18 protein-coding genes are annotated in these 23,880 nt (G+C 67.2%); 4 read left to right on the top strand and 14 right to left on the bottom strand.

From position 1 onward, the window contains the following. Positions 1–1,081 precede the first annotated feature (1,081 nt). The 7 genes from FHS94_RS16750 to FHS94_RS16720 form a co-directional block, all read right to left on the bottom strand. Positions 1,082–2,176 carry an OmpA family protein gene (locus tag FHS94_RS16750; RefSeq protein ID WP_184060000.1) on the bottom strand — a complete coding sequence of 365 codons (1,095 nt, stop codon included), beginning with the start codon at positions 2,174–2,176 and terminating at the stop codon, positions 1,082–1,084. A 131-nt stretch (positions 2,177–2,307) separates the two neighbouring features. Continuing rightward, entirely contained in the window at positions 2,308–2,808 is a 501-nt protein-coding gene (locus tag FHS94_RS16745; RefSeq protein ID WP_184059998.1) for a DUF2793 domain-containing protein, read from the bottom strand. Further along, positions 2,805–4,127, bottom strand: coding sequence for a GTA baseplate fiber-binding domain-containing protein (locus FHS94_RS16740; protein ID WP_221234835.1), 1,323 nt, complete (start codon positions 4,125–4,127; stop codon positions 2,805–2,807). The genes FHS94_RS16745 and FHS94_RS16740 overlap by 4 nt, the downstream gene beginning before the upstream one ends. Further along, positions 4,075–4,413: a hypothetical protein gene (locus FHS94_RS16735; protein ID WP_184059995.1), complete on the bottom strand. Its 339-nt coding sequence runs from the start codon at positions 4,411–4,413 to the stop codon at positions 4,075–4,077. The genes FHS94_RS16740 and FHS94_RS16735 overlap by 53 nt, the downstream gene beginning before the upstream one ends. A 100-nt stretch (positions 4,414–4,513) precedes the next feature. Continuing rightward, positions 4,514–5,239 (bottom strand): hypothetical protein, encoded by a 726-nt coding sequence (locus FHS94_RS16730; RefSeq protein ID WP_184059993.1) that lies wholly within the window; start codon positions 5,237–5,239, stop codon positions 4,514–4,516. Between the two features lie 239 nt (positions 5,240–5,478). After that, positions 5,479–8,592: a TonB-dependent receptor plug domain-containing protein gene (locus FHS94_RS16725; RefSeq protein WP_184059991.1), complete on the bottom strand. Its 3,114-nt coding sequence runs from the start codon at positions 8,590–8,592 to the stop codon at positions 5,479–5,481. Between the two features lie 146 nt (positions 8,593–8,738). Further along, complete coding sequence (locus FHS94_RS16720) at positions 8,739–11,801, bottom strand: glycosyl hydrolase family 28-related protein (protein ID WP_184059989.1); 3,063 nt, start codon at positions 11,799–11,801, stop codon at positions 8,739–8,741. Between the two features lie 241 nt (positions 11,802–12,042). On the opposite strand from FHS94_RS16720, the gene FHS94_RS16715 reads away from it, so the two are divergent. Further along, positions 12,043–12,540, top strand: a complete 498-nt coding sequence (locus FHS94_RS16715) for a gluconokinase (RefSeq protein ID WP_184060096.1) — start codon at positions 12,043–12,045, stop codon at positions 12,538–12,540. Between the two features lie 20 nt (positions 12,541–12,560). Here FHS94_RS16715 and FHS94_RS16710 read toward each other — a convergent pair whose 3' ends face one another. Both FHS94_RS16710 and FHS94_RS16705 read right to left on the bottom strand, forming a co-directional pair. After that, the gene (locus tag FHS94_RS16710) at positions 12,561–13,238 is read right to left on the bottom strand and encodes an FCD domain-containing protein (protein ID WP_184059987.1); all 678 of its coding nucleotides are present in this window, start codon (positions 13,236–13,238) and stop codon (positions 12,561–12,563) included. A gap of 40 nt (positions 13,239–13,278) precedes the next feature. After that, positions 13,279–14,628 (bottom strand): GntT/GntP/DsdX family permease, encoded by a 1,350-nt coding sequence (locus tag FHS94_RS16705; protein WP_184059985.1) that lies wholly within the window; start codon positions 14,626–14,628, stop codon positions 13,279–13,281. A 249-nt stretch (positions 14,629–14,877) separates the two neighbouring features. Here FHS94_RS16705 and FHS94_RS16700 point away from each other — a divergent pair, with 249 nt between their 5' ends. After that, entirely contained in the window at positions 14,878–15,144 is a 267-nt protein-coding gene (locus FHS94_RS16700) for a helix-turn-helix domain-containing protein (protein ID WP_184059983.1), read from the top strand. A 132-nt stretch (positions 15,145–15,276) separates the two neighbouring features. Here the strand turns inward: FHS94_RS16700 and FHS94_RS16695 are convergent, their stop codons facing one another. Continuing rightward, positions 15,277–18,276 (bottom strand): glycosyl hydrolase family 28-related protein, encoded by a 3,000-nt coding sequence (locus FHS94_RS16695; RefSeq protein ID WP_184060094.1) that lies wholly within the window; start codon positions 18,274–18,276, stop codon positions 15,277–15,279. 132 nt (positions 18,277–18,408) lie between these two features. Between FHS94_RS16695 and FHS94_RS16690 the strand changes: the two genes are divergently transcribed. Then, on the top strand, positions 18,409–19,293 hold the full coding sequence (locus FHS94_RS16690; protein WP_343055336.1) for an alpha/beta hydrolase: 885 nt from the start codon (positions 18,409–18,411) through the stop codon (positions 19,291–19,293). Between the two features lie 3 nt (positions 19,294–19,296). Here the strand turns inward: FHS94_RS16690 and FHS94_RS16685 are convergent, their stop codons facing one another. Together FHS94_RS16685 and FHS94_RS16680 are read right to left on the bottom strand one after the other, a co-directional pair. After that, complete coding sequence (locus FHS94_RS16685; RefSeq protein WP_343055335.1) at positions 19,297–20,640, bottom strand: family 1 glycosylhydrolase; 1,344 nt, start codon at positions 20,638–20,640, stop codon at positions 19,297–19,299. A gap of 96 nt (positions 20,641–20,736) precedes the next feature. Continuing rightward, positions 20,737–21,462 (bottom strand): SDR family oxidoreductase, encoded by a 726-nt coding sequence (locus FHS94_RS16680; RefSeq protein WP_184059982.1) that lies wholly within the window; start codon positions 21,460–21,462, stop codon positions 20,737–20,739. Between the two features lie 147 nt (positions 21,463–21,609). Between FHS94_RS16680 and FHS94_RS16675 the strand changes: the two genes are divergently transcribed. Next, complete coding sequence (locus tag FHS94_RS16675; protein ID WP_184059980.1) at positions 21,610–22,506, top strand: AraC family transcriptional regulator; 897 nt, start codon at positions 21,610–21,612, stop codon at positions 22,504–22,506. A 302-nt stretch (positions 22,507–22,808) separates the two neighbouring features. On the opposite strand, the gene FHS94_RS16670 is transcribed toward FHS94_RS16675, so the two are convergent. Continuing rightward, positions 22,809–23,039: a hypothetical protein gene (locus FHS94_RS16670; RefSeq protein ID WP_184059978.1), complete on the bottom strand. Its 231-nt coding sequence runs from the start codon at positions 23,037–23,039 to the stop codon at positions 22,809–22,811. Beyond that, a complete protein-coding gene (locus tag FHS94_RS16665; protein WP_184059976.1) occupies positions 23,036–23,866 on the bottom strand; it encodes a hemerythrin domain-containing protein in 831 nt (276 codons plus the stop codon). The genes FHS94_RS16670 and FHS94_RS16665 overlap by 4 nt, the downstream gene beginning before the upstream one ends. Positions 23,867–23,880: the final 14 nt, after the last annotated feature.

Raw genomic sequence — 23,880 nt, 5'->3', positions numbered from 1 at the left:
CGGCCGTGTCGCCCTGCCAGGTCCCGGCAGTCCACACGCCCGCCATCATCCTTATTCGGTCCGGTCTCGCGGCTTCGGCGCAACTGCGCGCTCGAGTTGTGGCGATCAGCTAGGGTTCCAGGGCAGTTTTCCGCAACAGGCGGCCTCAGGGGTCGCATGGGGCTGCTACTGCGGGCGAGTTCCAGCACGACCCCAAACCTGAAGGACCCTGCGGCGCTGGATCAGCTCGAGGCGGCGAGGTCTGGTGGCTAGCTCTCCACCAGCCGCTCGGCAGAACCCTACACGTCGTATCTCGCGGACGTGGAACGCCGCCGCGCCCTTGGCTTTGCGCGTCAGTGCAGGTCTGTCTGGTCGCGTGGATGCCAGACACGTCGCCCCAATTAAGCTTCCGAACCGGCCTATCGGGGAACCGGGACTATGTAAGCGTCCGGGCGGAAACGCCTTTGCAGCAGCAGTCGGATCGCTGAAGCGGGCCTTGAAAGCACCCGATAGATCCGACCATCAAGGCCCGCCGCTGCACAGCGGTTCCTGGCAGCATCATGTCGGGTGACGAGCCAAGGTGATCACCAAAGCTGAGGGCGCCGCAACGAGGCCCCGCGCACCGCTCAGGCGCAGGTGCACCCGCAAGCCTGGCCGCGTCGGCAGGGAATTGTCCGGAGTCTAAACAGAGCAGCAACCCGCACCGGCGCCCGCTGCCCAACCTAGTCGCCGGCCGTAGTCGCCATACGACAGTCACTGAAAGCCCTGCATGCTCGGTCGCGTGGAACGGCTCAGCCTTACCGCCAACTTTCAGCGACACACGTCCTGTATCGCCTGGCCAAGGAGCAGCGGCACAACGACACGCTCACCATAAATCTTCTCGCAGACATCCCGTCGCGAAGGCGCTCTGCGGGCCAGCTTCGCAACCAGCGCGTCGCCGTGCGCCACCAATTTCGCTTCCGCCCGGATCGAAGCCGGACGTCCAGACCGTCTGCGACCCCTCTGCAACTGCAAGGCCGCTTTCAGCTCTTTCCCACAGCCCCCAAACAGAAAGGGAGGCCGGCTCTCGCCGACCTCCCTCTGAAACCACGCAAGTGGAAGATTACTGACCCGAACCCGGGCCGTAGGTCACTTCCACGCGACGGTTCTGCACTTCGCGAACGCCGTCGGCAGTCTCGACGCGCGGACGGCTCTCGCCGAACGCTTCGGTCGTGATGCTGCCAGCGGGGATCGAGCGACCCGACAGGTAGCTCTTCACCGCATCGGCGCGACGCTGGGACAGACCGACGTTGTACGTCGCGGCGCCCGAACGGTCGGCGTGGCCGGCCAGCATGACCTGCGCGTTACCGCAGCTCTGATACTGGGTAACCGCGTTGTCGAGAATCGACGCTGCTTCCGGCGTGACGTCCGACTTGTCCCATTCGAAGAACACGATGAACGGGCCAGGCGAGCACGGCGGGGGCGGCGGCGGAGCAACTTCGACCGGCGGCGGCGGCGGCGGCGTTTCAGCAACCGGCGGCGGCGGCGGCGGGGTCGGCTCACCGAAGTTGTAGGTCAGGCCGCCCAGGATGCTGTGCGAGCGATACCGGCCGTTGAACGAGTTGTTGCCAACGTCGAACAGCTTCACATCGTCCGCGTTGAAGAAGCGATACTTCAGCGTCGCGTCAACACGATCGGTCAGCGGAGCGCGGATACCCGCCAGGCCCTGCCAAGCGAAGACCGTGTCGGAGTCGTCGAGGAAGTCAGCGCTGCGACGCAGGCCATAATTGGCCTTCACGCGAGCAACACCGACACCGCCGCCGACGAAGCCCTGAATGCCGTCGTCTTCACCGAAGTCCAGCAAGCCGTTCAGCATGAAGCTGAGGGCAGAGGTGGAACCGCCGGCATAGTCGAACTGACCGGTGCCGAAGCCGGTGGTCGCGGTCGTGGAGCGGAACGAGTCCACCGTTGCACGACGATAGCCAACCTCGGTCTCGATGCGGATCGCACCGAAGTCGTAGCCGACGACGCCATCGACGTCGAAGCCATAGTCATGATCAACGCTTCCGGCGTTGCGAACGGCGCCAATGTCATAGTCGATGTCTTCGACGATCATCGCTCCGCCTTCTACGCCAACGTACCACGAGTTATCGCGGGCCAGCGCAGGCGAAGCGAGTGCAGTCGAGGCGAGTGCCAGTACGACGGCAAGCTTCCGCATCTTAATCCCCTTTCTAGGATGTCCTGTTCGGACAGCGCTAACTGTCTACGCGAGGCTTGGTTGCGCCGCAAGATGACAAAAGCCGGCACTGTTGCACAACGGCAACAACCCCGGATACCCGCACGGGGAACTCACGGTGCGATAAGCCCGTGCAGGCGAAGTGCGGCAAGGATGGACACAACCGCCAGGCGAGCTTCCGTATCCGCGACGTTCCCGCCCGCCGGCGCGGCAATTGCGGTTCCCTGAGCGCCGACCACCTGCGTGCCGCCCAGGATCAGCCGGGTTCCCGTCACCTCGCCGGGTTTCCACGCCGCCCCGGACCAGCGCCAGGTCAGTTTTCGTCCCGAGTCCCACACCGACATGCCGTCCACCGGAAGAATGAACCGCCACCCGCCCGCCGTCCAGCCGGCGATCGCGTCGGTCATCCCGCTCCAGGCCCCGGTCGGCGCGGAACCGACCAGCCAACACTTCCCGGCCGTCGGTTCCGCGGGCGGGTCGTTGCGCTCCGCCCCTTCCACGCTCGACCAGACCGCCAGGTCGATGGTGGCCAGCGCCTCATTATGGGTAAGTTCCTTTTGTGCCTGGCCTGCCTCCAGCATCGGCAAGCCCAGCCGCGCGGTTACGTTGCTCATACGTCATCTTCCCCCATCCAGATTTCGGCAAAGCGCGACAGGCCCAGCGTTCCGCGCTGCCTCACCCGTGCCAGCACTGCTCCGCCGCTCAATTCGACGGCACCGATGTCGATCGCCGGTGTATCGGTCTCGAACTCGCGAACGCCGCCGTCCGGCAGGTGCAGCGTCACCCGGTACCGCTCCGCTTCCTCAGCCAGTGGCGCATCGGCGCCGTCGAGCCAGCGCCAGCCAAGCCGGCTGCGCCGCCGCCATCGCAACAGCCGCCCGCCGCCGCTCGTCACCTCTGCCCGCAGGTCCATGGGCGAGGGCGGCACCACCGACGCACCCGTCACGGCCGCCTCGGCCAGCGCGGGTCCGTCATCGTCGCCCAGGCCCGTGGCCATCACCGTCACCCTGCCGCCCGGCGATGCGAGGGGCAGGTCGATCAGCCGCACGGTATCGGGTTCCAGAACCGCGAACCGGTCCCCGGCTCGCGCAGTTCCGATCGCCCCCTCCGTGCCGCGCCGCCCGCGCAGCAATCGCGACAAGCGCCACCGCCCTTCGCCGACGGGCGCAGCGTGCCCGAACTGGAGCAGCTCATCACCGACCAGCGCCAGATTGGCCCCGCCATCGAGCCTCCGGTCGTCCGCGTCGGCCAGTTCCATGTCCCGATGTGCAAGCTCGACCACCAGCGACGCGCCCGCATCGAACAGTGTCGAAGGGCCAGCACCCGGCGGATCGATGACGCGACCCATTACCGCGGGTGCGGCGGTGGCGCCGGCCGCCTGCCAGCTCGCCCCGTCGTCGGCACTGATCAACAGCGCCGCCCGCCTCCACCCCGCACCGCTGCCCGACGCAATTACTGCCAGGCGTGGCGCCGCGAGCGCGACGTCGTCCAGCGGCGGCAGCTCGACCGCGTGCAGCAGCGTCCGCCCGATCGTCAGGTCGGGTGCGGCCATCACCTGCCCGCTATCGGCGCGTGTTGCCGGCGCCTGGGGCGGCGTCACCGGCACCAGCGTCAGCCGCGGCGCCATCTGCTCGACACTGGCCTCCGCCACTCGCCAGACCCCCGGCTCTCCTGCGATCGCCACGCGCTCGCCAGGACCGATCGCCAGCCCTGCCAGCCCGGGCATCACCGTTCGCCGCGTCCGCTCGACCTCGCGCCTGGCGAGCAGGGCCGCTGCCAGCGTCTTTGCCTGCGTCCCCGCCATCGCGGCTGGAACCTCCACCCGCTCGTCAGCATCGCCCGCACCGGGACGCCGCGCCCGCTGCACGCCCGCCTGATAATCACGCGCCGGATCGCGCGATCGCTCCCTCCAGCCCGCCGTTCCGCCCGCCAAACCAGCGCAACAGCCCGTCGGCATAGGCGTCCTCTACCGGCCAGGCAGCATCCAGCGTCAGCGTCGCACCGTCCGCCGCGACCACCCGGCGCATCGCGACCGGACCCGCATCCCGCTCAACGCAGCCGCCATTCGTTGCGGGGCACCACGACGTGCCGCTCTCCCTCACGCGAAAAGATCGTGCCGCTGCTTCTGGGAAGGGCCCAATCCGGCCAACACAGCCGCCGCTCGCCCAGCGCCCGCACCGGGCTGGCGCCACGATCAGGACCGAACCAAGAGCCGCCATCCAAGCGCGTCGCCTTTCGGGCGCGTGCCCGCCCACCAGGTTCGATCCAGCCGACGCAGCGCCCAAACCGCACCAGTGCCTCGCACCGGGCGGCCCCCGTTCACGCCCGCGCCGCCAGCCGCTTCTCCACCGCCGCCAGCCGCCGCAGCAGCGCGCGCTCCAGTTCGTCGGCGGGCATCATCGCCACCGGCGTCTCGCGCCCCGTCCGCCGCACCCGCGCGTCACGCGCTGCCGCGATCTTCATCGCCTGGGTGAGGTCGATCTTGTCGCCCGCATCGCCAGCCGCCTGCCGCCCGACGATCCCCCCGCGCTTGGCGGAAGGGACGCCCCGCCCAGCCGCCTGCTTGTTCGCACCAACCTGCATGCGGACCTTCCGACCCTTGGCAGAGGGGTTGTCAGCCAGCGCCGGGCGGCAGCGTTCATCACCCACGCTGCCACCACCCACGCCAGCATCCACCCGTGCCTCCCCAGCGCTCGGAACCCCCTCCGCACCCGCCGCGCCCGATCCACCGCCGCTTTCGCGCCCGTCGTCGTCAGCGCCCGGCGCATCCTCGCTCGCCGCCCGCAACGCTCGCGCCATGGCGAGCATCTCCAGCCGGTCCGCGCCCTCATCCAGCGCCTGCTCCCACAGCCGCGCAAACACAGGATCGCGCCGACGCCAGCGATACGCGGCCGTCGCGTCGATCCGCGCCGCCGCTGCGGATGCCGCGACATTGCACGTCGCCGCGAGGTGCTCAAAGAACGCCTCGATCTGCCGCCGCGTCCAGCCGCCCTTGCGCCGCGTCAGCATCAACTGCCGCACGCCGTCCTTTCTGCTCTGCGCCATTCTCGTCCCCCCGGACGCAAGTCGGGCCGGCGGCACCCGGGCCTCTGCCCAGGCACCCCGGCCCGACTCGCTATTCTCCAGCGTTCCTGTTATGTACCTGAGCAGCGTCGCGTTGTCAACAGTTTTGTGCCTATGTGGTTCGCTCCCCGCTGTGCTTTAAACGAAGATCGCGGGAAAGGCACTCGGCCCTCCCCGCGATCCGCATCGTTCACACTACCGCAGCGCCGCGGTGGCCGGCATCAGAAATTGAACCGGACACCGATGCGATAGGTGCGACCCAGCGTGTCATACAGCGCGGGGTTCACGTCCAGGCCGGTGTTGGTCTGCGGCGAGGGCTCGGGATCATGGTCGAACAGATTGTCGACCTTGAAGTACAGGCTGCCCTGCTTGGTCACGTTCACCGACCCGCCAACATCCATGTAGAAGGCGCCGGGCATCTTGTTCCGGTTGATGGTCGGGTGGTTGCCGGTCGACTGCGGGCAGTTACCCGCCGAACAGACCACATACTGGTTGCCGAACACACCGTCGGAGAACCAGCGCTCCTGCAGGAACAGGCTGAACAGGTCGTTGCTATAGGTCTGCACCGCCAGCCACTTCCAGTCGGGGATCGCACCGCTGTTCGCGCCGGCATTGTCCACCGTGTCGACGCCGGCGATGCCGGCATTGACCAGGAACTTGTTCACATGGGTGCCAAGCGCGCGAACGGTGAAGTCACCCGGCAGGCCCAGCGGACGGCGCCATTGATAGCTTGCCTCGATGTCGAAACCGTCGGTCTTCCAGGATGCCAGGTTGAACGGCTGCACGTTGACGAAGTTGCCACCCTGCACCGGACTGTTCAGCACGAAGCCGTTACAGAACGTCTGGTTACCTTCAAAGCAGAAGCGGACGATCTGGTCTGGCGACAGGGTCGATACAACGCCGTTCAACTTGATCTTGTAGTAATCGAACGACACGCTCAGCCCTGGCAGCCAGGACGGCCGTGACAGCACGACGCCCAGTTCCGTATTGCGCGCGATTTCCGGTCGCAGGTTCGGGTTGCCGACCGTGTTCTGGAAAATCTGCACGGCGGAATTGGTGAATGGGTTGTTGAAGCTTGGCAGCGTCGTGACTGTCGGTGCTGCGAACAGTTCGGACAGGTTTGGCGCACGCACGTCGCGCGAGGTCACCGCGCGCAGGCGGAACCCATCGATCGGCAGGTCCCAGGTACCGCCGACCTTCCACGACCACACGGTGCCCGACGTGCTGTAGTGCGTGCCACGGCCCGCCGCGTTCAGGTTGGCCCGGCCCGCACCGTCGCTGTTCAACAGCGGGATGTTCACCTCACCAAAGCCTTCATACACGGTGTAGACGCCGCGGCCGTTCTTGTAGTTGCCGGCCGCCCAGTTGCTGCCCAGCGGACGGTTCAGCAGCGGGTCGGCGGGGTAGTCCGCGCTATCCGGGCTGATCGCGGTGACGCCCGCGCCATAGGGATCGGCGTTGACGCGGTAGAACTCACGCCGCGCTTCGCCACCGAACGCCACGGACACCGGGCCCGCCCACAAGCTGAACGGCTCACCGGAGATGTTCACGCTGGACACGTCCTGCGTCAGCTTGGTGTGCTGGAACGGCCCTGCGCCGGGCTGGATGTATTCCTTCGCGGCCGCCGACGGCGCGAAGTTGCCAAAGATGTTGATCGGCTGGCACCCGGCTGCACGCGCAACCGGATCGGCGCAGACTACCGCGCCGTTCAGCGTGATCGCATTGGTCGCCGCCACATAACGGTTCTGCAGGATCACGTTGTTGACGTTGATGTCCGAGATGGTGGTGCCATGCTCGTAGAAGATGTCATACGCCCAGTTGGTCCCGAACACTTCCTGCTGGCCCTTGGCGCCCGCGACAAAGCGGTACTGCTTGCGGTCGGTATAGACGCGCGTGTTGGGCAGGTTGGCGTTGCTTGATCCAAAGTTGAACTGCGTGATGCCCGCCGTGGTGCAGCGGTCGCGGATCAGTTGCGGCAGAAACGGGTTGGCGCACTGCACGGTCAGGTTCGGGCGGTTATAGCCCGGGCTCGGCTGGTTGCTCGACTTCACCTGCGCGACGTTGACGGTGACGTAGAATTCGTTGTTGTCGGCGAACTCGTAACCGATCCGGCCATAGCCGACCGCGCGCTGCAACTCGGACTTCAGCGACGCGCCCGAACCCGGCGCACCCGACAGGTCGCCGCCGACGCAGAAGGCGTTGCCCGGATAACAGCCGGTGACCGATCCGGTCCCGGTCGGGCGGCCGTTCGACCCATAGTTGAAGTTGAACGGCGTTCCGTCGGGCGCGAACGCGATGCCCTGCAGCGGCCCGTTGTTGATCAGGCCATAGCGGGCGTACTGATAAGGCTGCGCATAGTCGCTGTAGACGAACTGCGGCGACCCGTTGTTGGTCTGGCCGGTATTCAGCAGCGTGGTGGCGCGATACCAGTCACGGCCGCCCGCCAGGTCCGTGCCGAAGTCGCCCGGGCCGACGCCGTTCTCGTGATTATACTCGCCGCTCAGGATGACGTGGAGCCGGTCCTCGGCGAACGACTTGCCCACCGCCAGCTGCGCAAGGACGGACTCGTCATCGCCATAGGTGGTGATGCCGCCCTGCACATTGCCCTTGATGCCCGTGAAGCGCGTATCGGTGATGAAGTTGATCACGCCGCCGACCGCGTCCGATCCGTAGGAGGCGGACGCGCCGCCATTCACCACGTCGACGCGCTTCACCAGCAGCTGCGGAAACAGGCTGACATCGGGAACGCCGCTCACATTGGCGCCGACCACGCGCTGTCCGTCGAGCAGCGTCAGGGTGCGGATCGTGCCAAGCCCGCGCAGCGAGAAGGAGCTGAGGCCCTGCGTACCGCTGGATGTGCTGAAGGTACCCGTCGCCGCGCCGGTCGACCCCTGCAGCGATGGCAGCTGCGCGATCGTGTTGAACAGGTTGGGCTGCGCGTTCTTGAGGATCTGGTCCTCGCCGATCACGGTGGTCGGGGTCGGCGCGGCAAAGCCGCTCGACGTGATGCGCGTGCCGGTGACAACCACGTCGGGCTGGGCGGTTGGCGTGCCCTGCTGGTCGGCGGTGCCGTCCGCGGGCGAATTGGGGGCGGTCAGCTGCGGCGGCGCGGCGGGATCGGCGCTCTGGGTGGACTCGGGCACGCCCGCCGCATCGGGCACGGCCTGCCCGGCCTGGGGCGCAGCCGTTGTCGCCTGATCGGCCGGGGTGGTCGGGGTCGTGGTTGTCTGGGCAGCCGCCGGGGTGATGGCCAGCGCCGCGGCAAGCGCGACCAGGCTGACGGTTGTGCTGCGAACGCCGAACCCCGGTCCGTCGGTCTTCTTGAAGTTACCCATGTTCCATCTCCCCGTGTTTTGCGATCGCCCTGCCGGTCGCCGCCGACTAACCACGATCATTTAGTCCTACTTCGTACCCGATCGGGGCCGCCGCTTCATCTACGACCAAAGTAGCGTCGCCCCGGCGCACCACCTCCGGCCGCGCTTCAAGGCTGCGCCGCGTACAGGGCATGATGCGTCAGGATGAACAGCGTCCGGCCGTCATCACCGCCGAACAGCAACTGCAGCGGGCGATCGGGCACTTCGATCCGCCCGGCCTCCGTGCCGTCCGGGTTGAACACGAAGACCTGCCCGTTCGCGACATAGACACGGCCGTCCGGCCCCTTGGCGACGCTCTCGCCGCCGCGGCCCGAAAACGGCTTCAGATCGGTCAGCGCGCCGCCCGGCCCGACCAGCGCCGAATAAGTCCGGTTCTCCGATCCATTGGCGACGTACACCCGCTCGCCGACCGCGCTCGTCACCAGGCCATAGGTGTCGAGCGTATCGGAGAAACGCCAGCCGATGAAATTGCCCGGCCCCTGCTGCCAGACCCGGAACGCGGGCAGCGCCAGGCTACCATCGGGAGAGCGGTACTCGGTCGCCTTGGCAGTGCCCGCGTCCCGCGCGAACATCTCCGCAAGCGTGGTGAAGCGGTCGGTGGCCGGATCATATTGGTCGCGGAACTCGCCATTGTTCCAGAAGCTTGACGGCAGCGCGACCCGCGTGCCAGCGCGCGCCGCGACGGGCGTGGGCGCGATCACCCGGATCGACGCCGGATCGCCCGGCTTGATCGAATACACCGTCGCCGCGGGCCCGTCGGATGACAGCACCAGCAACCGGCCGGATTTGTCGACCGCCAGGTTCACCGGGTCCAGCGGCGCGTCGGCCGCGATCGACAGCCCTTCGGTCGCGGACCAGCCATGGATGCGGTGAAAGAAGCGGTCGGCGAAGAACAGCTTGCCCTTCGCATCCACCGCGCCACCCCCGATGGAGTAGAACCCGTCCGCCAGCTTGCGCACCTGTACCATCGAAGCCGGCGGCGCGGCGGCGGGCGCGGCGTCCGTGACATCAAGCACCGCGAACTCGCGCTCGCGTACTGCCAGCCCGCGTGTCACGTCCTGGATCGCGTTTTCGTACGGGAACTTGCTCGCGCGCAGATACGTCCCGCAGCCATTCGCGTCACAGGTCGAAAAGCCGCTCTCCGCATTCACATGAACATTGCGGAAGCGGATGTTGCTCGACCCATATAGCTTCACCGCTGCCGGCGCCGGCTGGAGCGAGCGGGTGACGCGATAGCCATGATAGTTGGCGAACAGGACGTCGCGTGAGTTGCGCACTTCCAGGGACACCGTGTTGCGGCTTTCGCCCGCTTCTTCTTCGGTCTGCGGCGCCAGGAACTCCCAGTTGCGCACCCCGTCCAGCACGATCTCGGCGCGCAGGTGATGCTCTGCCGACATTTCGTACACATGGCCGGGCGTGCTGGTGTTGCTGACGTACAACCCTGCCTGCGCATAGGTGTTGGGCGTCCACAGCCCGTTAAAGGTGCCACCGCCCCCGTCCGTCACCCACAGGCTGGCATATTGACCGTCCCAGCGCTTCTTGGGGTCGGCATCGGCGGTGTGATTGGCGTTGTACGGGTCGAACTTGCTGCCATCGGGCAGGATGGTGCCGTGCCCGCCCTGGAACTTGACGTCGTCCACCAGCGACCGCTCGCCCGCTCGCCACAACAGCCCGGTCGCGCGTGGGTTAGTGCCGCCGGTGTGCAGCCCCAGCCCCGTCACGATCGCATCGCCTCCGCGCGCGCTTTCCATCAGCGCCTTGGGTGCGCCCACGCCAGCATAGGCGGGCGTGTCGTCCGCCAGCACGATCTGCGTCATGCCCGGGTGCAGGCCGATCAGCACGCTGTCGGGGCGCAGCTTCAGCGTATCGGTGACCCGGTAGAACCCACTGGGGAAGTACACGACCTTGCGCGTGTCGATCGCCCGCTGGATTGCGCCGGTGTCGTCGGTTGCGTTGTCGCCCTTGGCGCCGAGGTCGCGCACATTGGCCCAGGTCGATGTGGCCGGGAACGGCCGGATCGCGGGGTCGCCGACGCGGGGCACGCTGCCGATCGGGCTTGCGTCCATCCGCGTCTCGAACTTGCCGATCTGCCCCAGCGCCGGGACGGTCAGGCCATAGGTGAATTCCTTGACCCGGTAACGCGGCGCGGGCCCCGCCACGGTCTTGCCGGACTCGCGGAAGCGCGCGAACACGGGCGTGCCGGTCGCGACGACATTTTCGAAGCCGACCTGGGTATAGGTGTTATTCTCGTTGCTGATGATCACGCCAGCGCGCGAGACATTCTCGAACCGAACGTTCTTGCCCCACAGCCAGTCACCATAGCCCTGGTCGATCTCGATCCCGACTGGCACGTTGCGGAACTGGACGTTGCTCAGCGTCAGCCCCGCCTCATGCTCGCGGATCGCGGCATCGCGCTGCCCGTCAAAGGTCGCGTCGAGCAGAGTGTACTGCCACGCGGGTGAGGTCTTTTCGGTCAGGATGCCATAGCGGCCGCCGTGAAAGGCCAGGTCCTGCCCAAGGTTGCCGACCTGGTAGATGCCGGCCAGCGCGGACCCGAGGCGGAAGTCGATATGGCTCAGGAACGCGTGCTGCGCGACGTGCGAACGCACGGCGGCGGCGGCCGGGTTGCCGTCCGCGATCTCGAAATCGACATTGGACAGCGCGGAATAAAATGTGCCCGAATTGGCGTCCGCGATATTGGGGTCAAACGGAACGCTGGTGGGCGGCGGCACCGGCACGCGCTGCGGCGTGGGAAGGTTGCCCGGCCCGGCAACGCTCGCTCCCGGACGGTTGCCGGTGAAGAACACCATGTTGCCGACGCCGCGCTGGAAGCCGGGGGTGTTGGCGCCCAGGAAGATCACGGGCCGCGTCTTGCCGACGCCGAACACCCGAACGCCCGGCCAGATATACAGGGTGCGGGTGATCCGGTAACGGCCCGATGGCAGGAACACGATGTTGCCGCCGGCCTTGCCCTCGGCCGCGTCGATCGCCGCCTGGATCGCGGCCGTATCGTCCGCGACGCCGTCGCCCCGCGCCTGCACCGTCACCGCCCGCGCGTCCTTGGGCGCGGCAAGCAGGGTCGATCGCGACGCGGCAAGCGCCGGCACCGCCGAACTTCCCAGCAGAACCGCGACCAATGAGAGCCTGGCGAGCTTCTTTGCGTTCAACATGTCATCCACCCTTGGCCGGGAAGCGGCCGCTTTGCGCAGCTTGCCTGATCGGTGCGTGAAAGGGATAGAGGGCGGCTGTCGCGTCCACGACCGCGACCATGGTCGTAATGGCATCATCGCCCGCGCGGCCGGTAAAACAATCAGGCAGCGGAACGTCGTTTTCCGCCGCAACCGGCGGAGGCGACTACGGGTGCAGCAACAGCGAACAAGGACGGACCTGCCCCCGTGTGCCCTGGTGATCATGGGCGTCAGCGGCAGCGGCAAGTCGACGCTGGGCATTTTCCTGGCCGACCAGCTCGGCGCACCCTTTTTGGAAGGTGACCTTTTCCACCCGTCTGACAACGTTGCCAAGATGCGCTCCGGTCAGCCGCTCGACGACAACGACCGCTGGCCCTGGCTCGACGACTTGGGTGCCGCGGCGGGCGCGGCGGTCCGGGAAAGCGGGCTCGCGGTGGTTGCCTGTTCCGCGCTGAAGCGGGTCTATCGCGAACGGCTGGCGGCCGCGGCGGGCGTCCCCGTGCTGTTCATCCTGCTCGAAGCGGACCGGGACGAATTGCAGCACCGCCTGACCTGCCGGCCGGGCCACTACATGCCCGCCAGCCTGCTCGGCAGCCAGCTTGCCGCGCTGGAACGGCCGGGCCCGGGCGAGCGCGCGTTGCAGCTCGATTCCCGCCTGCCGCCCGAACGCCTGGCCGAGGCTGCGCAGCGCTGGGCCCACGACACGCTTCTCGCGAGCTGATAACAGCCCGCAAGGGGACTTCAGGGCATCAGCCGCTTGCGGCCCTGGCTCAGGTGCCACCGCATCGCCAGCGCGGCGCCGTCCGCGTCCTGCGTCCGAATCGCCTCCACGATCGCGTCATGTTCCCCCATCATCGCCGCGATCACCTCCGGCGGGCGCGAGCGGGAGATGTCGACCCCCGCCTTCAGGATGCGTTCCACATCCTCGCGCAGATGGTCGAAGATCGACAGGAACGCGGTGTTGGCCGTCGCTTCTGCAATGGCGCGGTGCAGGAACCAGTCCTCGTCATGCGCCGGCGCGCTCGACAACAGGGCCGTGCGAAGCGCCGCCAGCCGTTCCTCGATCGCCTGCAGCGCTTCGGGGGAGCGCCGCTGCGCCGCCAGCCGCGCCGACTCCGCTTCCAGGACGAAGCGGACCTCGTACGTGCCGAGCGTCGCCGCCAGGTCCGCCATCGCCATGTGTGCGCCCAGTCGCTCTGACGGGCGACGCTTCACATAGGAACCAGCGCCCCGGCGCGCCTCGGTGATGCCGTCCGATGCCAGCCGCACCAACGCCTCGCGTACGATCGTCCGCGACATGCCGAACATTTCGGCCAGCCGCGCTTCGGACGGAAGGCGGTCGCCCGTCGCGAGCTGCTCGTCGTTGATGATCTGGACGATGCCCGTATAGGCCCGGTCGGCCAGCCGCCCCTCGATCACAGGCGTGCCGATCGGGTCAGAAGCTGCGCGGGGGACATGGTCACACGATGTAGCTTGCGACCATGACCAGCGCGAGCCCGACTACCGAGATGGTCGTCTCGAGAAGGGACCATGTCTTGAACGTGTCGGGCGTGTTCGTGCCGAGATAGCCCTTCACCAGCCAGAAGCCCGGATCGTTGACGTGGCTGAAGAACACCGATCCCGCGCCGATCGCCAGAACCACCAGCTCAGGCGACACGCCGGACGCCGCCACCACGCCCGGCATCACGCCAACCGCGGTGATGGTCGCCACCGTCGCGGACCCGGCCGCCAACCTGATCCCGACCGCGATCAGCCAGCCGAGCAGCAAGGGCGATATGGCATGCCCCAGCACCAGCCGCGCAAGCAGGTCCGACAGCCCGGCGCTCACCAGCACCTGCTTCAACGCGCCGCCCGCACCGATCGCGAGCAGGATGGCACCAGCCGGCCCCAGTGTTTCGTGCCAGATCGCATCCTGGATACGCGAGCTCGCCAGATGCCGACCGAACAACAGCGGCAGGGCAACGAGATTGGTGATCAACAGCGCAAGTACCGGATTGGCGGCGGCGGCGAGCCAGGTCACCCCCCGCATCCCCGGCAGCATCTGACCGATCTCGCCCGCCGCGATCAGCAGCACGGGCAGCAGTACCAGCAACAGCGTTGAGCTGCGGGCCGGCGGCGGCCCGTCCAGGATGGGATCGCCCAGCACCGGCGGGTCGAGCTTGACGCCGCGCGACACAAGGGCGGCAAGGACCGGCCCAGCGAGGATCGCGGTCGGCACCGCGATGATCAGGCCATAGAGCATCGTCAGGCCAAGATTGGCGTTCAGCGCTTCCACCGCGAGCAGCGGCCCCGGATGCGGCGGCACCAGCGCGTGCACCACGCCCAGCCCGGCGAGCGCCGGCAGCATCAGCCGCAGCTTCGCTTCATCGCCCGCGCCGCCCTTGGCATCGCCCGCCATCGCCTGCGCCGCCGCGACCACGATCGGCAGCAGCAGCACCAAACCCGTTTCGAAGAACAACGGCAGGCCGATCACCATGGCGATGCCCAGCGTCGCCCAGGGTGCCGCGCGCGGGCCGGTCAGCCGCAGCGCGCTGTGTGCCAGCGCCGCGGCGCCGCCCGACAGATGCAGCATCGCGCCGAGTGACAGGCCAAGCGATACTACCAGGCCGGTGCCGCCGATGATGTCGCCAACGCCCTTCTGCACCGCCTTGCCCGTGTCCGCGAGCGGAAGCCCGGCCAGCAGGCCAACGGCGAACGCGCCGCACAACAACCCGATAAAGGGGTGAAGTCGACCGCGCACGATCATGACAACCGCCAGCGCGATGCCGAACAATGCCGCGGCGATCAGCCGGATGTCCGCTCCGGTCACGCTTTCGCCCCGCGCGTGGCTGTGCCGTTGAAAGCCATAACGGTCATCCCTCCCTTGCGGTCTGTGCCGCGCTGCAATCTGTAAGACAGGTTTTTGGCCGACGGCAACAGAAAAGGCTTGATCCCGTCCATGAGTCGGGATCATACAAGCGACCTGTCCAACCGATTTCGGCGAAGACCGGCGCGGATGGATCGCAACGAAGCGGCGTTCGAGCACATGTGCGCAACGCCGCCGACGAAAGTTGGGAGGATGTTGGTGCACGCAAATAGCTCTTCCGCAGGCTCGCCAGGCGACCCGGTCGCGCTGGCGACGCTCACCCCCACCCAGATGCGGGTGCTGCGCGGTGTCCGTTCCGGGCTCCTGAACAAACAGATCGCTTATGACCTTGGCATCGCGGAAGCGACCGTAAAGGCGCACATGACCGCCCTGATGCGCAAGCTCAACGTTCGCAACCGAACACAGGTCGCCATCGCGGCCCAGGCGCTCGCTGGCCAACCCATTCCCGCGAACGCCTGAACCAGTCCCCCCTGACCGTCGGCGCCCACCCGGGCCCGGCGGTTTTTTGTGTCCGCCGAACTCCCCGACCGTCCGGCAGGACGATGGCCAGGCGGGGTCACCGCCTGGCCGCCACGCTTCAACCCCGGCTGCTCACAGGTCGATCGCGTACAGCGCGTGGTGGGCCAGCATGAACAGCGTGCGCCCGTTCTCCCCACCGATCACCAGCTGCAACGGCCGCTGCGGCACGTCGATGCGCCGGGTCAGCGAGCCATCGGGCGCGTAAACGAACACCTGCCCGTTTGCGACATACACATTGCCCGCGGCGTCACGCACGACGCTCTCGCCGCCCCGGTTCGCAAAGGGCTTGAGGTCGGTCAGGCTGCCGCCCGCGCCCACCAGCCCGCTATAGGTGATGTTCTGCGACGGGTTAGTCACGAACGCGCGCTCGCCGGGCTTGGCCGCCACGAAGCCATGGGCGTCGAGCGTGTCGGACCAGCGCCAGCCCTGGTGGTTGTCCGGCCCCTGGTTCCAGACGCGGAACGCGGGCAGCGTCAGCGATCCGTCCGGTGATACATACTCGGACTGCTTCACCTCACCGACTTCCCGCGCGAACAGCTCGGTCATGGTCGGGAACTGGTAGGTCTTGGGGTCGATCCGGTCGTTGAACTCGCTGTTGTGCCAGCTGTTGACCGGCAGCAGCGTCACCGCATTGCCGCGGGACCTGGTGGGCGTCGGCTGGATCACCCGCACCGCAGCGGGCTGTTTCGGGTCGATCGAATAAACCGTCCCGTCACGTCCGGCCGAAGACAGCACCAGCAGGTCGCCGGAGCGATCAACTGCCAGGTTCACCGGGTCGAGCGGCGCGTCGGCGACGATCGTCAGCCCTTCGCCCGCCGACCAGCCGTGGATGCGCTGAAAGAAGCGGTCGATGAAGAACAGCTTGCCCTTGGCATCCACTGCCCCGCCCGCGATCGAGTAGAAGCCGCTTGCCAGCGTCCGCACGCCCTGGGTGACCGGAACCATTGAGGCGGTTGCGGCCTGTGCTGGTACGGCGGGCACGTCCAGCGACGCGAACTCGCGCTCGCGCACCTCCTGCTGGCGCGTCATGTCCTTGATCGCGTTCTCGACCGGATATTTGCTCGCGCGCAGGTAGGTGCCGCAGCCCTTGGCATCGCAGCTCGCAAAGCCGCTTTCCGCGTTCACATGGACGTTGCGGAAGCGGATCTCACCCGAATTGTACAGCTTCACCGCCGCGTCCATCGGCTTGGCGGTGCGGGTGACGCGATAGCCATGGTAGTTGGCGAACAGGATGTTGCGCGAATTGCGCATCTCGGTCGACACCGCGTTGACGCCGTCCGCGACCTCCTGCTCGGTCTGCGGCGCCAGGAATTCCCAGTTCTCCACCCCGTCGAGCACGATTTCGGCACGGTAATGATGCTCCGCCGACAGCTCATAGACGTGGCCGGGCGTCTTGGTGTTGGACACATAGAAGCCGGCCTGGGCCAGCGTGTTGGGCGACCAGATCGCCGAAAAGGTGCCGCCGCCGCCATCGGTCACCCAGATGCTGGGATGCTGCCCGTCGAAGCGCGCACGCGGATCGCCAAAGCCGATCTTGCTGCCGGTGCCAAGGTCGGTGCCGCCACCGCCCTGGATCTTGACGTCGTTGACCTCCGACGCCTCGCCCGCCTTCCACAACAGCGCCGTCGCGCGCGGGTTCACCCCGCCCGTCCACAGGCCGACGCCATGCACGATCGCGTTGCCGCCCTTCGCGCTCTCGATCAGCGCCTTGGGCCCGCCGACGCCGGCATAGCCGGGCAGCTCATCGGGCAGATAGATGTGCGTCAGGCTGGGGTGCAACGCGATCAGCACCGTGTCGGGGCGAAGCTTCAGCGTGTCGGACACACGGTAACGGCCAAGCGGCAGGTAGAGCACGCGATGCGTGTCGATCGCGCGCTGCAGGGCGGCAGTGTCGTCCGTCGCATCGTCGCCCTTCACCCCCAGCGAGCGGACGTTTGCCCATTGGCTGACCGGCGGCAGCGCGCGGATCGCGTTGGCGCGGCGCTTGGGCGCGCTCGACAGCGGCTTGATGACGGCAGTGGTGGCATAATCGCCCATCTGACCGAGCGCTGGGACCTTCAGGGCATAGGAGAAGTCCGCGACCCGGTACGCCCTGCCCTGCCCCGCCACCGTGCGGCCGCTGTCACGGAAGCGCGCAAAGGTCGGCGTGTTGACCGCAACCGCGTTCTCGAAGCCTATCTGGGTGAAGACATTATTCTCTTCCGAGATCACGACGCCCGCCTGGGCGATGTTCTCGAACCGGACGTCCTTGCCCCATAGCGAATCCGACTGGCCGCGGTTGATCTCGATCCCGACCGGGGTGTTGCGCATGGCGACGTTGACCAGCGTCAGGTCGACCTCATGCTCGCGGATCGCCGCCTCGCGCTGTCCGTCGAACTCCGAATCGATCAGCGTGAACTGCCAGGCGGGCGAGGTCTTTTCGGTCAGGATGCCATAGCGCCCGCCGTAGAAGCGCAGGTCCTCGCACTCGTTGCCCGCCTGATAGATGCCGGCCAGGCCCGACCCCAGGTGGAAGTCGACATGGCGCAAATAGCCATGCTGCGCGACGCGGAAGCGAACGGCGACCGCACCGGCATTGCCCTGCCCGATCTCGAAATCGATGTTCGACAGGGCGGAGTAAAAGGTGCTGGAAGTCGCGTCGAAGATCGAAGGGTCGAAGGGCACGGTGGTGCGCGGCGGCACCGGCGCCTTGCCGACGCGGTACTGGTCCTCGCCGGTAAAGGCGACCATCGCGGCCAGCCCCTCGCCATAACCGAGCGTGTTGTCGCCCAGCACGATGACCGGACGGGTTGGACCCACCCCGAACACGCGCACGCCCGATCGCACCAGGATCGTGCGGCTGATGCGATAGCGCCCCGATGGCACGAACACGACGCCGCCACGCCCGCCCTGGGCCGCGGTGTCGATCGCGCGCTGCAAGGCGGCGGAGTCGTCGGCCCGTCCGTCGCCCACGCCCGCCGCGACGATCGCGCGCGGATCGTCCGGCCGCGTCAGGTACACGGAAGTCGACTTCGCCAGCGCCGGCACGGGCAGCAGCATCAAGGCCGTCGTGGCCGCCAGGATAGCCTTCATCACCCGTGTCTCCCGTATTGTGCGCTTCTCCTAGCCTAGGCGGTTTGGGGCAGCATGTGCGACCATCGTCGCAGTGACCCACCGGGCCGTCCATGGCAGAGCGGCCCGACCACCAGCAGGAGCAAACACCCCGTGATCCTCCGCCTCCTTGCCCTATGCCTGGTCGCGGCCGCGATGCCTGCAGCCGCACAGGTCGCCCCCGCCATCCCCGCAGCAGAGGTGGTGACGCTGTGGCCCAAGGGCGCGCCGGGTGCGCAAGCGCATCGCGGCGAGCCCGAGCGGATCGAGAACACCTATGTTCACAACGTCCACGCGCCCTCGCTGACGGTGATGCGCGCCGACCCGTCCCATGCGAACGGCGCGGCGGTGATCGTGGTGCCGGGCGGCGGCCACAACATGCTGGTGTGGATCAACGAAGGCATGGGGCCGGCAAAGGCGCTGACCCGCTATGGCGTTACCGCGTTCGTGCTCAAATACCGCCTCTCGCGCGAGCCGGGATCGACCTACTCGATCGAGCGCGACGCGGCGGCCGACCTGGTCCGCGCGGTGCGGTATGTCCGCGCCCACGCCCGCGATTATGGCATCGACCCGGCGCGGATCGGCGTGATGGGCTTTTCGGCGGGCGGCGAGCTGGTACAGCTCGTTGCCGACAATCCGCCGCCCGTCGCACTCGCCGGCGATGCGATCGACCGGGTGAGCGCACGGCCTGACTTCCAGGTGCTGGTCTATCCCGGTCCGCTCGGCTCACCGGCAAAGAGCGCTGCGGGCGCGCCGCCTGCGTTCATCGCAGCGGGTTCGCTCGACAAATGCTGCGCGCCACCGGCCATGACACTCTACAACCAGTTGCGCGATGCGGGGGTATCGGCGGAACTGCACCTGTTCGCGGACACCGACCACGCGTTCAACATCGGCGCGAGATCCGAACGGATCAGCATCCTGCACTGGCCCGACCGCCTGGCCGACTGGCTGAGCGACAGTGGCTGGTTGCACCCGCGCCCAACCGCTCCGGCCCGCTGAGGCTTACTCGCCCTGCGCCGCGGCGGCGGCGATCAGCATCTCCTCCGCGCGCACCCATTGCGCTTCCGCATGGTCGTCGCCGTCCTCGCGCGGCATCACCACCGGCACGGTCAGGCACAGGCTTTGGGTCGGCAGCACGTCGCGCCACTGGCCGATCAGCTTCTTGTATGCCCGTCCGACCGGGCGGATGTTGCGGTCCAGGTCGAACAGCCCGAGCGGATTGACGTTGCCGTTCTTTTCCCGAAGCGCGGTGTCCCAGTCGACCTGATCCGTCAGCGAATACCAGGTGAAGCCGACCACGGGCACGCCGTCGTTGCGCACGCGCAGGACGTTGGCCCACTCCTTCCACAGCCAATCCACCGCCTCCGTGCCGAGCGGCCCCTGGTTGAGGTTGGTTTCGGTGTGCATCACGGGCAGGCGATAGCGGGCGTGGTACTGCCGCGTGATCTCGCTGTAGCCGAAGATCTCACCCGCGGCGCGCGTCACGCCGTCATCAGACACGCGATGCTCGTTGGTGACGTAATAGTCGTTACCCATGATGCAGTGCTGCTTCAGGCGATTGTCGAGGAAGAAGTGATATTCCGCCCGAGTCATGCCGTTATCCATGAGGTATTCGTACATCTCTGAATCGACACGACGCCCGTAGTTGAGGTCCAGCGACAGAAAGCGCTGAGAGTTCATCAGCTCGGCGGGACGGATCGCCTTGGGCGACTCCGCATGGAAATATTCGGACGACTCGCTCTGGATGAAGATGGCGTCGGGCCTGATCTGCAGGATCTCGCGCATGGCCTGCACATTGGCTTTGACCAAGTGTTTGAGCGCGGTGACAAAGCCGCGATCGGTCTGCAATTGCTCGTTCCACCAGCCGTATCGCGCGGAAAAGGTCGCGCAGATGAACATCTCGTTCACCGGGGTATAAAGCTGCACCCAGGGGTAGCGGCGCGAGAACTCCCCGGCATAGTTGCAGAACAGGTCCGGGAAGTCCGGGTTCTGGAAATCTCCGATCCAGTCGGGCACGCCGAAGTGGCACAAGTCGACGATCGGCACGATGTTGCGGCGCCTCAGGTCGGCGAATGTTTCGTCCGCGAACGACCAGTCATAGCGCCCCTCACCCAGCCAGGTCTTGTGGATCGGCGGGCCGAACCGAAGAAAGCCGATCCCCATCTCCTCCACCAGCGCGAAGTCCTCGCGCCAGCGCTGATAATGGCCACAACTCTCCATTTCATCGATGCGGGTGCGGCCGTTATTGATGGTCGGCACGCTGTTCTCGATGCCGGTCGCAAACATGAAGGTGGTAATGGCGCGTCTCCCGTCCCCTGCCCGCGCCAACGCCTTAGCCACCTTCACGTGCCGAGTTCGCCAACGCTTTGAAACATTTTACGGCTGAAGCGGGTCGGGCGCCGGCCGCGAGAGGATCCCGCGGGCCGGCGCGAGGCACATCGCCTACATGTTCGCGGCCGTGGGGCGTACGATGATCTCGTTGATATCGACGCCGTCGGGCTGCTCCAGGGCATAGCGGATCGCGTGGGCGATCGCGTCCGGGGTCAGCGACTTCTGCCGCCAGTCCTTCAGCGCCGCCGCCACGCCCGGATCGCTGATGTCGTCGCCAAGCTCCGTCGCGGTCACGCCGGGCGAGATGATCGTGGATCGGATCTCGTCATGCTCTTGCCGCAGCCCTTCGGTGATCGCCCAAACGGCGTATTTGGTGCCGCAGTACACGGCCGCGGTCGGCAGCACGAGGTGCGCGCCCACCGAGGCCACGTTGACGACATGGCCGTTCCGCTGCGCCACGAAGCGCGGCAGCACCGCGGCGATGCCGTTGAGCACGCCGTGGATGTTGACGTCGATCATGCGCTTCCACTCGTCACGCTTCAACGCGGCGAGCGGCGACAGCGGCATCACCCCGGCATTGTTGACCAGCACGTCGATACGCCCGAACCGCTCCGCCGCGGCATCGGCAAAGGCGTCGAAGTCCGCCCCGTCCGTCACGTCGAGTTCGCGCCAGGCCACGCGGTCGCCCAGTTCCACGGCCAGCGCCCTTAGCCGCTCGCCACGCCGGGCGCCGATAAACAGTTGCGCGCCGGCGCTCGCCAGTTCGCGCACCGTTGCCTCACCGATGCCGCTCGATGCGCCGGTAACCAGCACGACCTTGTTCATGCTCTGCGTCATGATCTTCTCCTTGGGTTGGGGTGATGTGAGCCAGATGGCGCGTCGGGGCTGCGGACCGGTAGAGCGATCGTCCGATAGGCTTGCACGATCCTCCAGCGTTGCCCGACACGGGTTGCGGGAGAACGCCGTCGCGGCGATGACCCGGGCATGGAGAAGATCGTCGAGCTTGCGCGGCTCATCGAGCGTCATATGGCCGAGCCCGGCATCCTGGGCACGGCATTGCCGCGCCTGTCACTGATCCGCGCCAATCAGCCGAGCGTTCCGACGCCCGCCGTTTACGAAGCCTCGCTTTGCCTGATCGCCCAGGGGTCAAAGCGCGTGTCCATCGGCGATGCCACCATGGTCTATGACGCGTCGCGCTATCTGCTGGTGTCGGTCGACCTGCCACTGGTCGGCCACATCCTCCAGGCGAGCAGCGACAAACCGTATCTATGCTGCAAGATCGACATCGATCCCGCCGCGCTCGCCGAGTTGATCGTGGCCGAGGGCGGCAGCTCCAGCCGAAGCGACATGCCGGCGTTGGGAGTATACCCGAGCGATCCCGACCTGATCGACGCGGCGTGCCGGCTGGTCCGGCTGCTCGACCGGCCCGACACCATCGCCGCGCTCGCGCCGCTGATCGAGCGGGAGATCCTGTATCGGCTGTTGATGGGACCGCATGGCGCCATGCTGCGGCACGTTGCGACGGCGGGCAGCCACCTGAACCAGGTCAGTCGCGCCATTGCCGCCATTCGCGCCCGCTATGACGCGCAATTGCGCATTGAGGAGGTTGCAGCAGAGGCGGGGATGAGCACCTCGTCCCTTCACGCGCATTTCAAGGCGATCACTCACATGACCCCGCTCGAATATCAGAAGCAATTGCGGCTGCAGGAGGCTCGGCGGCTGATGCTGGTCCGCGGCGCGACTGCGGGCAGCGCCAGCTTCGCGGTCGGGTATGAAAGCCCGTCGCAGTTCAGCCGGGAGTATCGCCGATTGTTCGGCGCTCCCCCGCGCCAGGATATTGCCCGGCTTCAGACCGCCCCGGACCGCGGTATTGCGCTGTAATCACGCGCGAGCCGGCAAGGGCAGGCCTGGTCGAGATTGATCCAGGTGAGTATTTCCGTGCCTCATGCGAGCATGCGGTCAAGTTGATCTAGTATAACAACGATTGCTTGAACAAATGCCGTGGTCGACGGTTTGCCATCCATCTTGCTAGGATGTGCATCATGGACCGCCCACCTGTCAGCAGCCCCAACTACCTGCGCTTGGCGATTATCTGTCTGATTGCGCTGGTACTGATCGTGATCTTGTACAGCACAATTCAATACTGGGCATTTTGGCGCTGAGGCTAGCCGGGTGCGCCTGCTTCATTCAGGCTTGTCGGCCGTGCCCGCCGATCCACCGCGGTCAGGTGACGCGCCGTCGGACGGATAGGCATCGGCCCCGCCCACCAGACCCGCGCCGGCATCGTCGCCGGTGACCCCTGAGGCAGCGGCACTGCTCGTTCCCCTTACCGCGCTGGACGAGTTCCCCGATTCAGCGGACGGTCGTTCCGTTTCCGCCTGCGGTGCCCGATCGTTGCTGTTGTCGCTGATCATCTGACTTCCTTTGCGTGTTCCGTGGGCCGGCGAGCTGTCCCACCCCGCTGAGCGCGCAGGCCGGCACCCACGGCCGCCCCCGCGACGGCGACGAGGGCGATGACGCCCCAGGGCGACCGGCGACGCGGAATGTGGGTCGACGGGTCCTCGCCCCGATCCATGCCGGGCAGATTCTCTACCGCGCGCGAGGTCCGGGCAAGCGCATCCCCGGCCTTGGTCAATGCCCGCCGAGCGTGGCGGCCGCGATGAAGCGCCGCTTCGACATGATCACGGCTGCGGTCGAGGATCGTCAGGGGCAGCGCCGACAGCACATTGCCCGGCGGCCGCCGCGCAACGACCGGATGGGCGCGGGTCGGCGCGATCCGCTTGACCGCCTCCCAGGCGAACCCGAGCGAGCGCAACTGCGCAGGCGACAGCTTTTCCTGAAGGCGGGGCAGCAGCAGGTCCTCTTCGTCCCGCACGTCCGCGCGCAGCAAGTCCACGACCCGGGCCAGCACGTCCGCGTGATCGGGCGTCCCGGGCTCCAGCGCCTCCAGCCGGGTCACCAGCTGGTTGATCTGCTGGTGCTCCTGCTCGACACGCAGGGTCAGCTCCTGCCCGTCCGGCAGGACGCGACGAATGGCCGGCCACAGCACCGCTTCTTCGGCGAACGCGTGGGGAAAGACGAGCCGATAGATCCGGAGCAGCACTGCCGGCTGGCCGCTCGGGGGCGCTTCTGCAAGGCACCCGAGCAGCCGGTCGAGTTCGACGTGATCCGCCTTTTGACGGCTGAGCACGCTCCAGCGCCCGCCCATTTCCGCGACGTCCTGTTGCGCAAGCGATCGCATGGGCGGCTCCGTCC

The sequence above is a fragment of the Sphingomonas aerophila genome (assembly GCF_014199305.1).
GTDB lineage: Bacteria > Pseudomonadota > Alphaproteobacteria > Sphingomonadales > Sphingomonadaceae > Sphingomonas > Sphingomonas aerophila.
The sequence above is the reverse complement of the archived record's forward strand: the minus strand, read 5'-3'. Positions and strand labels throughout refer to the sequence as shown.

Excerpts from the sequence above, each read along its gene's own strand:
- FHS94_RS16750 (WP_184060000.1), bottom strand. The coding sequence starts at position 2,176 with ATGCGGAAGCTTGCCGTCGTACTGGCACTCGCCTCGACTGCACTCGCT.
- FHS94_RS16745 (WP_184059998.1), bottom strand. The coding sequence starts at position 2,808 with ATGAGCAACGTAACCGCGCGGCTGGGCTTGCCGATGCTGGAGGCAGGC.
- FHS94_RS16735 (WP_184059995.1), bottom strand. The coding sequence starts at position 4,413 with ATGGCGGCTCTTGGTTCGGTCCTGATCGTGGCGCCAGCCCGGTGCGGG.
- FHS94_RS16730 (WP_184059993.1), bottom strand. The coding sequence starts at position 5,239 with ATGGCGCAGAGCAGAAAGGACGGCGTGCGGCAGTTGATGCTGACGCGG.
- FHS94_RS16725 (WP_184059991.1), bottom strand. The coding sequence starts at position 8,592 with ATGGGTAACTTCAAGAAGACCGACGGACCGGGGTTCGGCGTTCGCAGC.
- FHS94_RS16720 (WP_184059989.1), bottom strand. The coding sequence starts at position 11,801 with ATGTTGAACGCAAAGAAGCTCGCCAGGCTCTCATTGGTCGCGGTTCTG.
- FHS94_RS16715 (WP_184060096.1), top strand. The coding sequence starts at position 12,043 with ATGGGCGTCAGCGGCAGCGGCAAGTCGACGCTGGGCATTTTCCTGGCC.
- FHS94_RS16700 (WP_184059983.1), top strand. The coding sequence starts at position 14,878 with ATGTTGGTGCACGCAAATAGCTCTTCCGCAGGCTCGCCAGGCGACCCG.
- FHS94_RS16695 (WP_184060094.1), bottom strand. The coding sequence starts at position 18,276 with ATGAAGGCTATCCTGGCGGCCACGACGGCCTTGATGCTGCTGCCCGTG.
- FHS94_RS16680 (WP_184059982.1), bottom strand. The coding sequence starts at position 21,462 with ATGACGCAGAGCATGAACAAGGTCGTGCTGGTTACCGGCGCATCGAGC.
- FHS94_RS16675 (WP_184059980.1), top strand. The coding sequence starts at position 21,610 with ATGGAGAAGATCGTCGAGCTTGCGCGGCTCATCGAGCGTCATATGGCC.
- FHS94_RS16670 (WP_184059978.1), bottom strand. The coding sequence starts at position 23,039 with ATGATCAGCGACAACAGCAACGATCGGGCACCGCAGGCGGAAACGGAA.
- FHS94_RS16665 (WP_184059976.1), bottom strand. The coding sequence starts at position 23,866 with ATGCGATCGCTTGCGCAACAGGACGTCGCGGAAATGGGCGGGCGCTGG.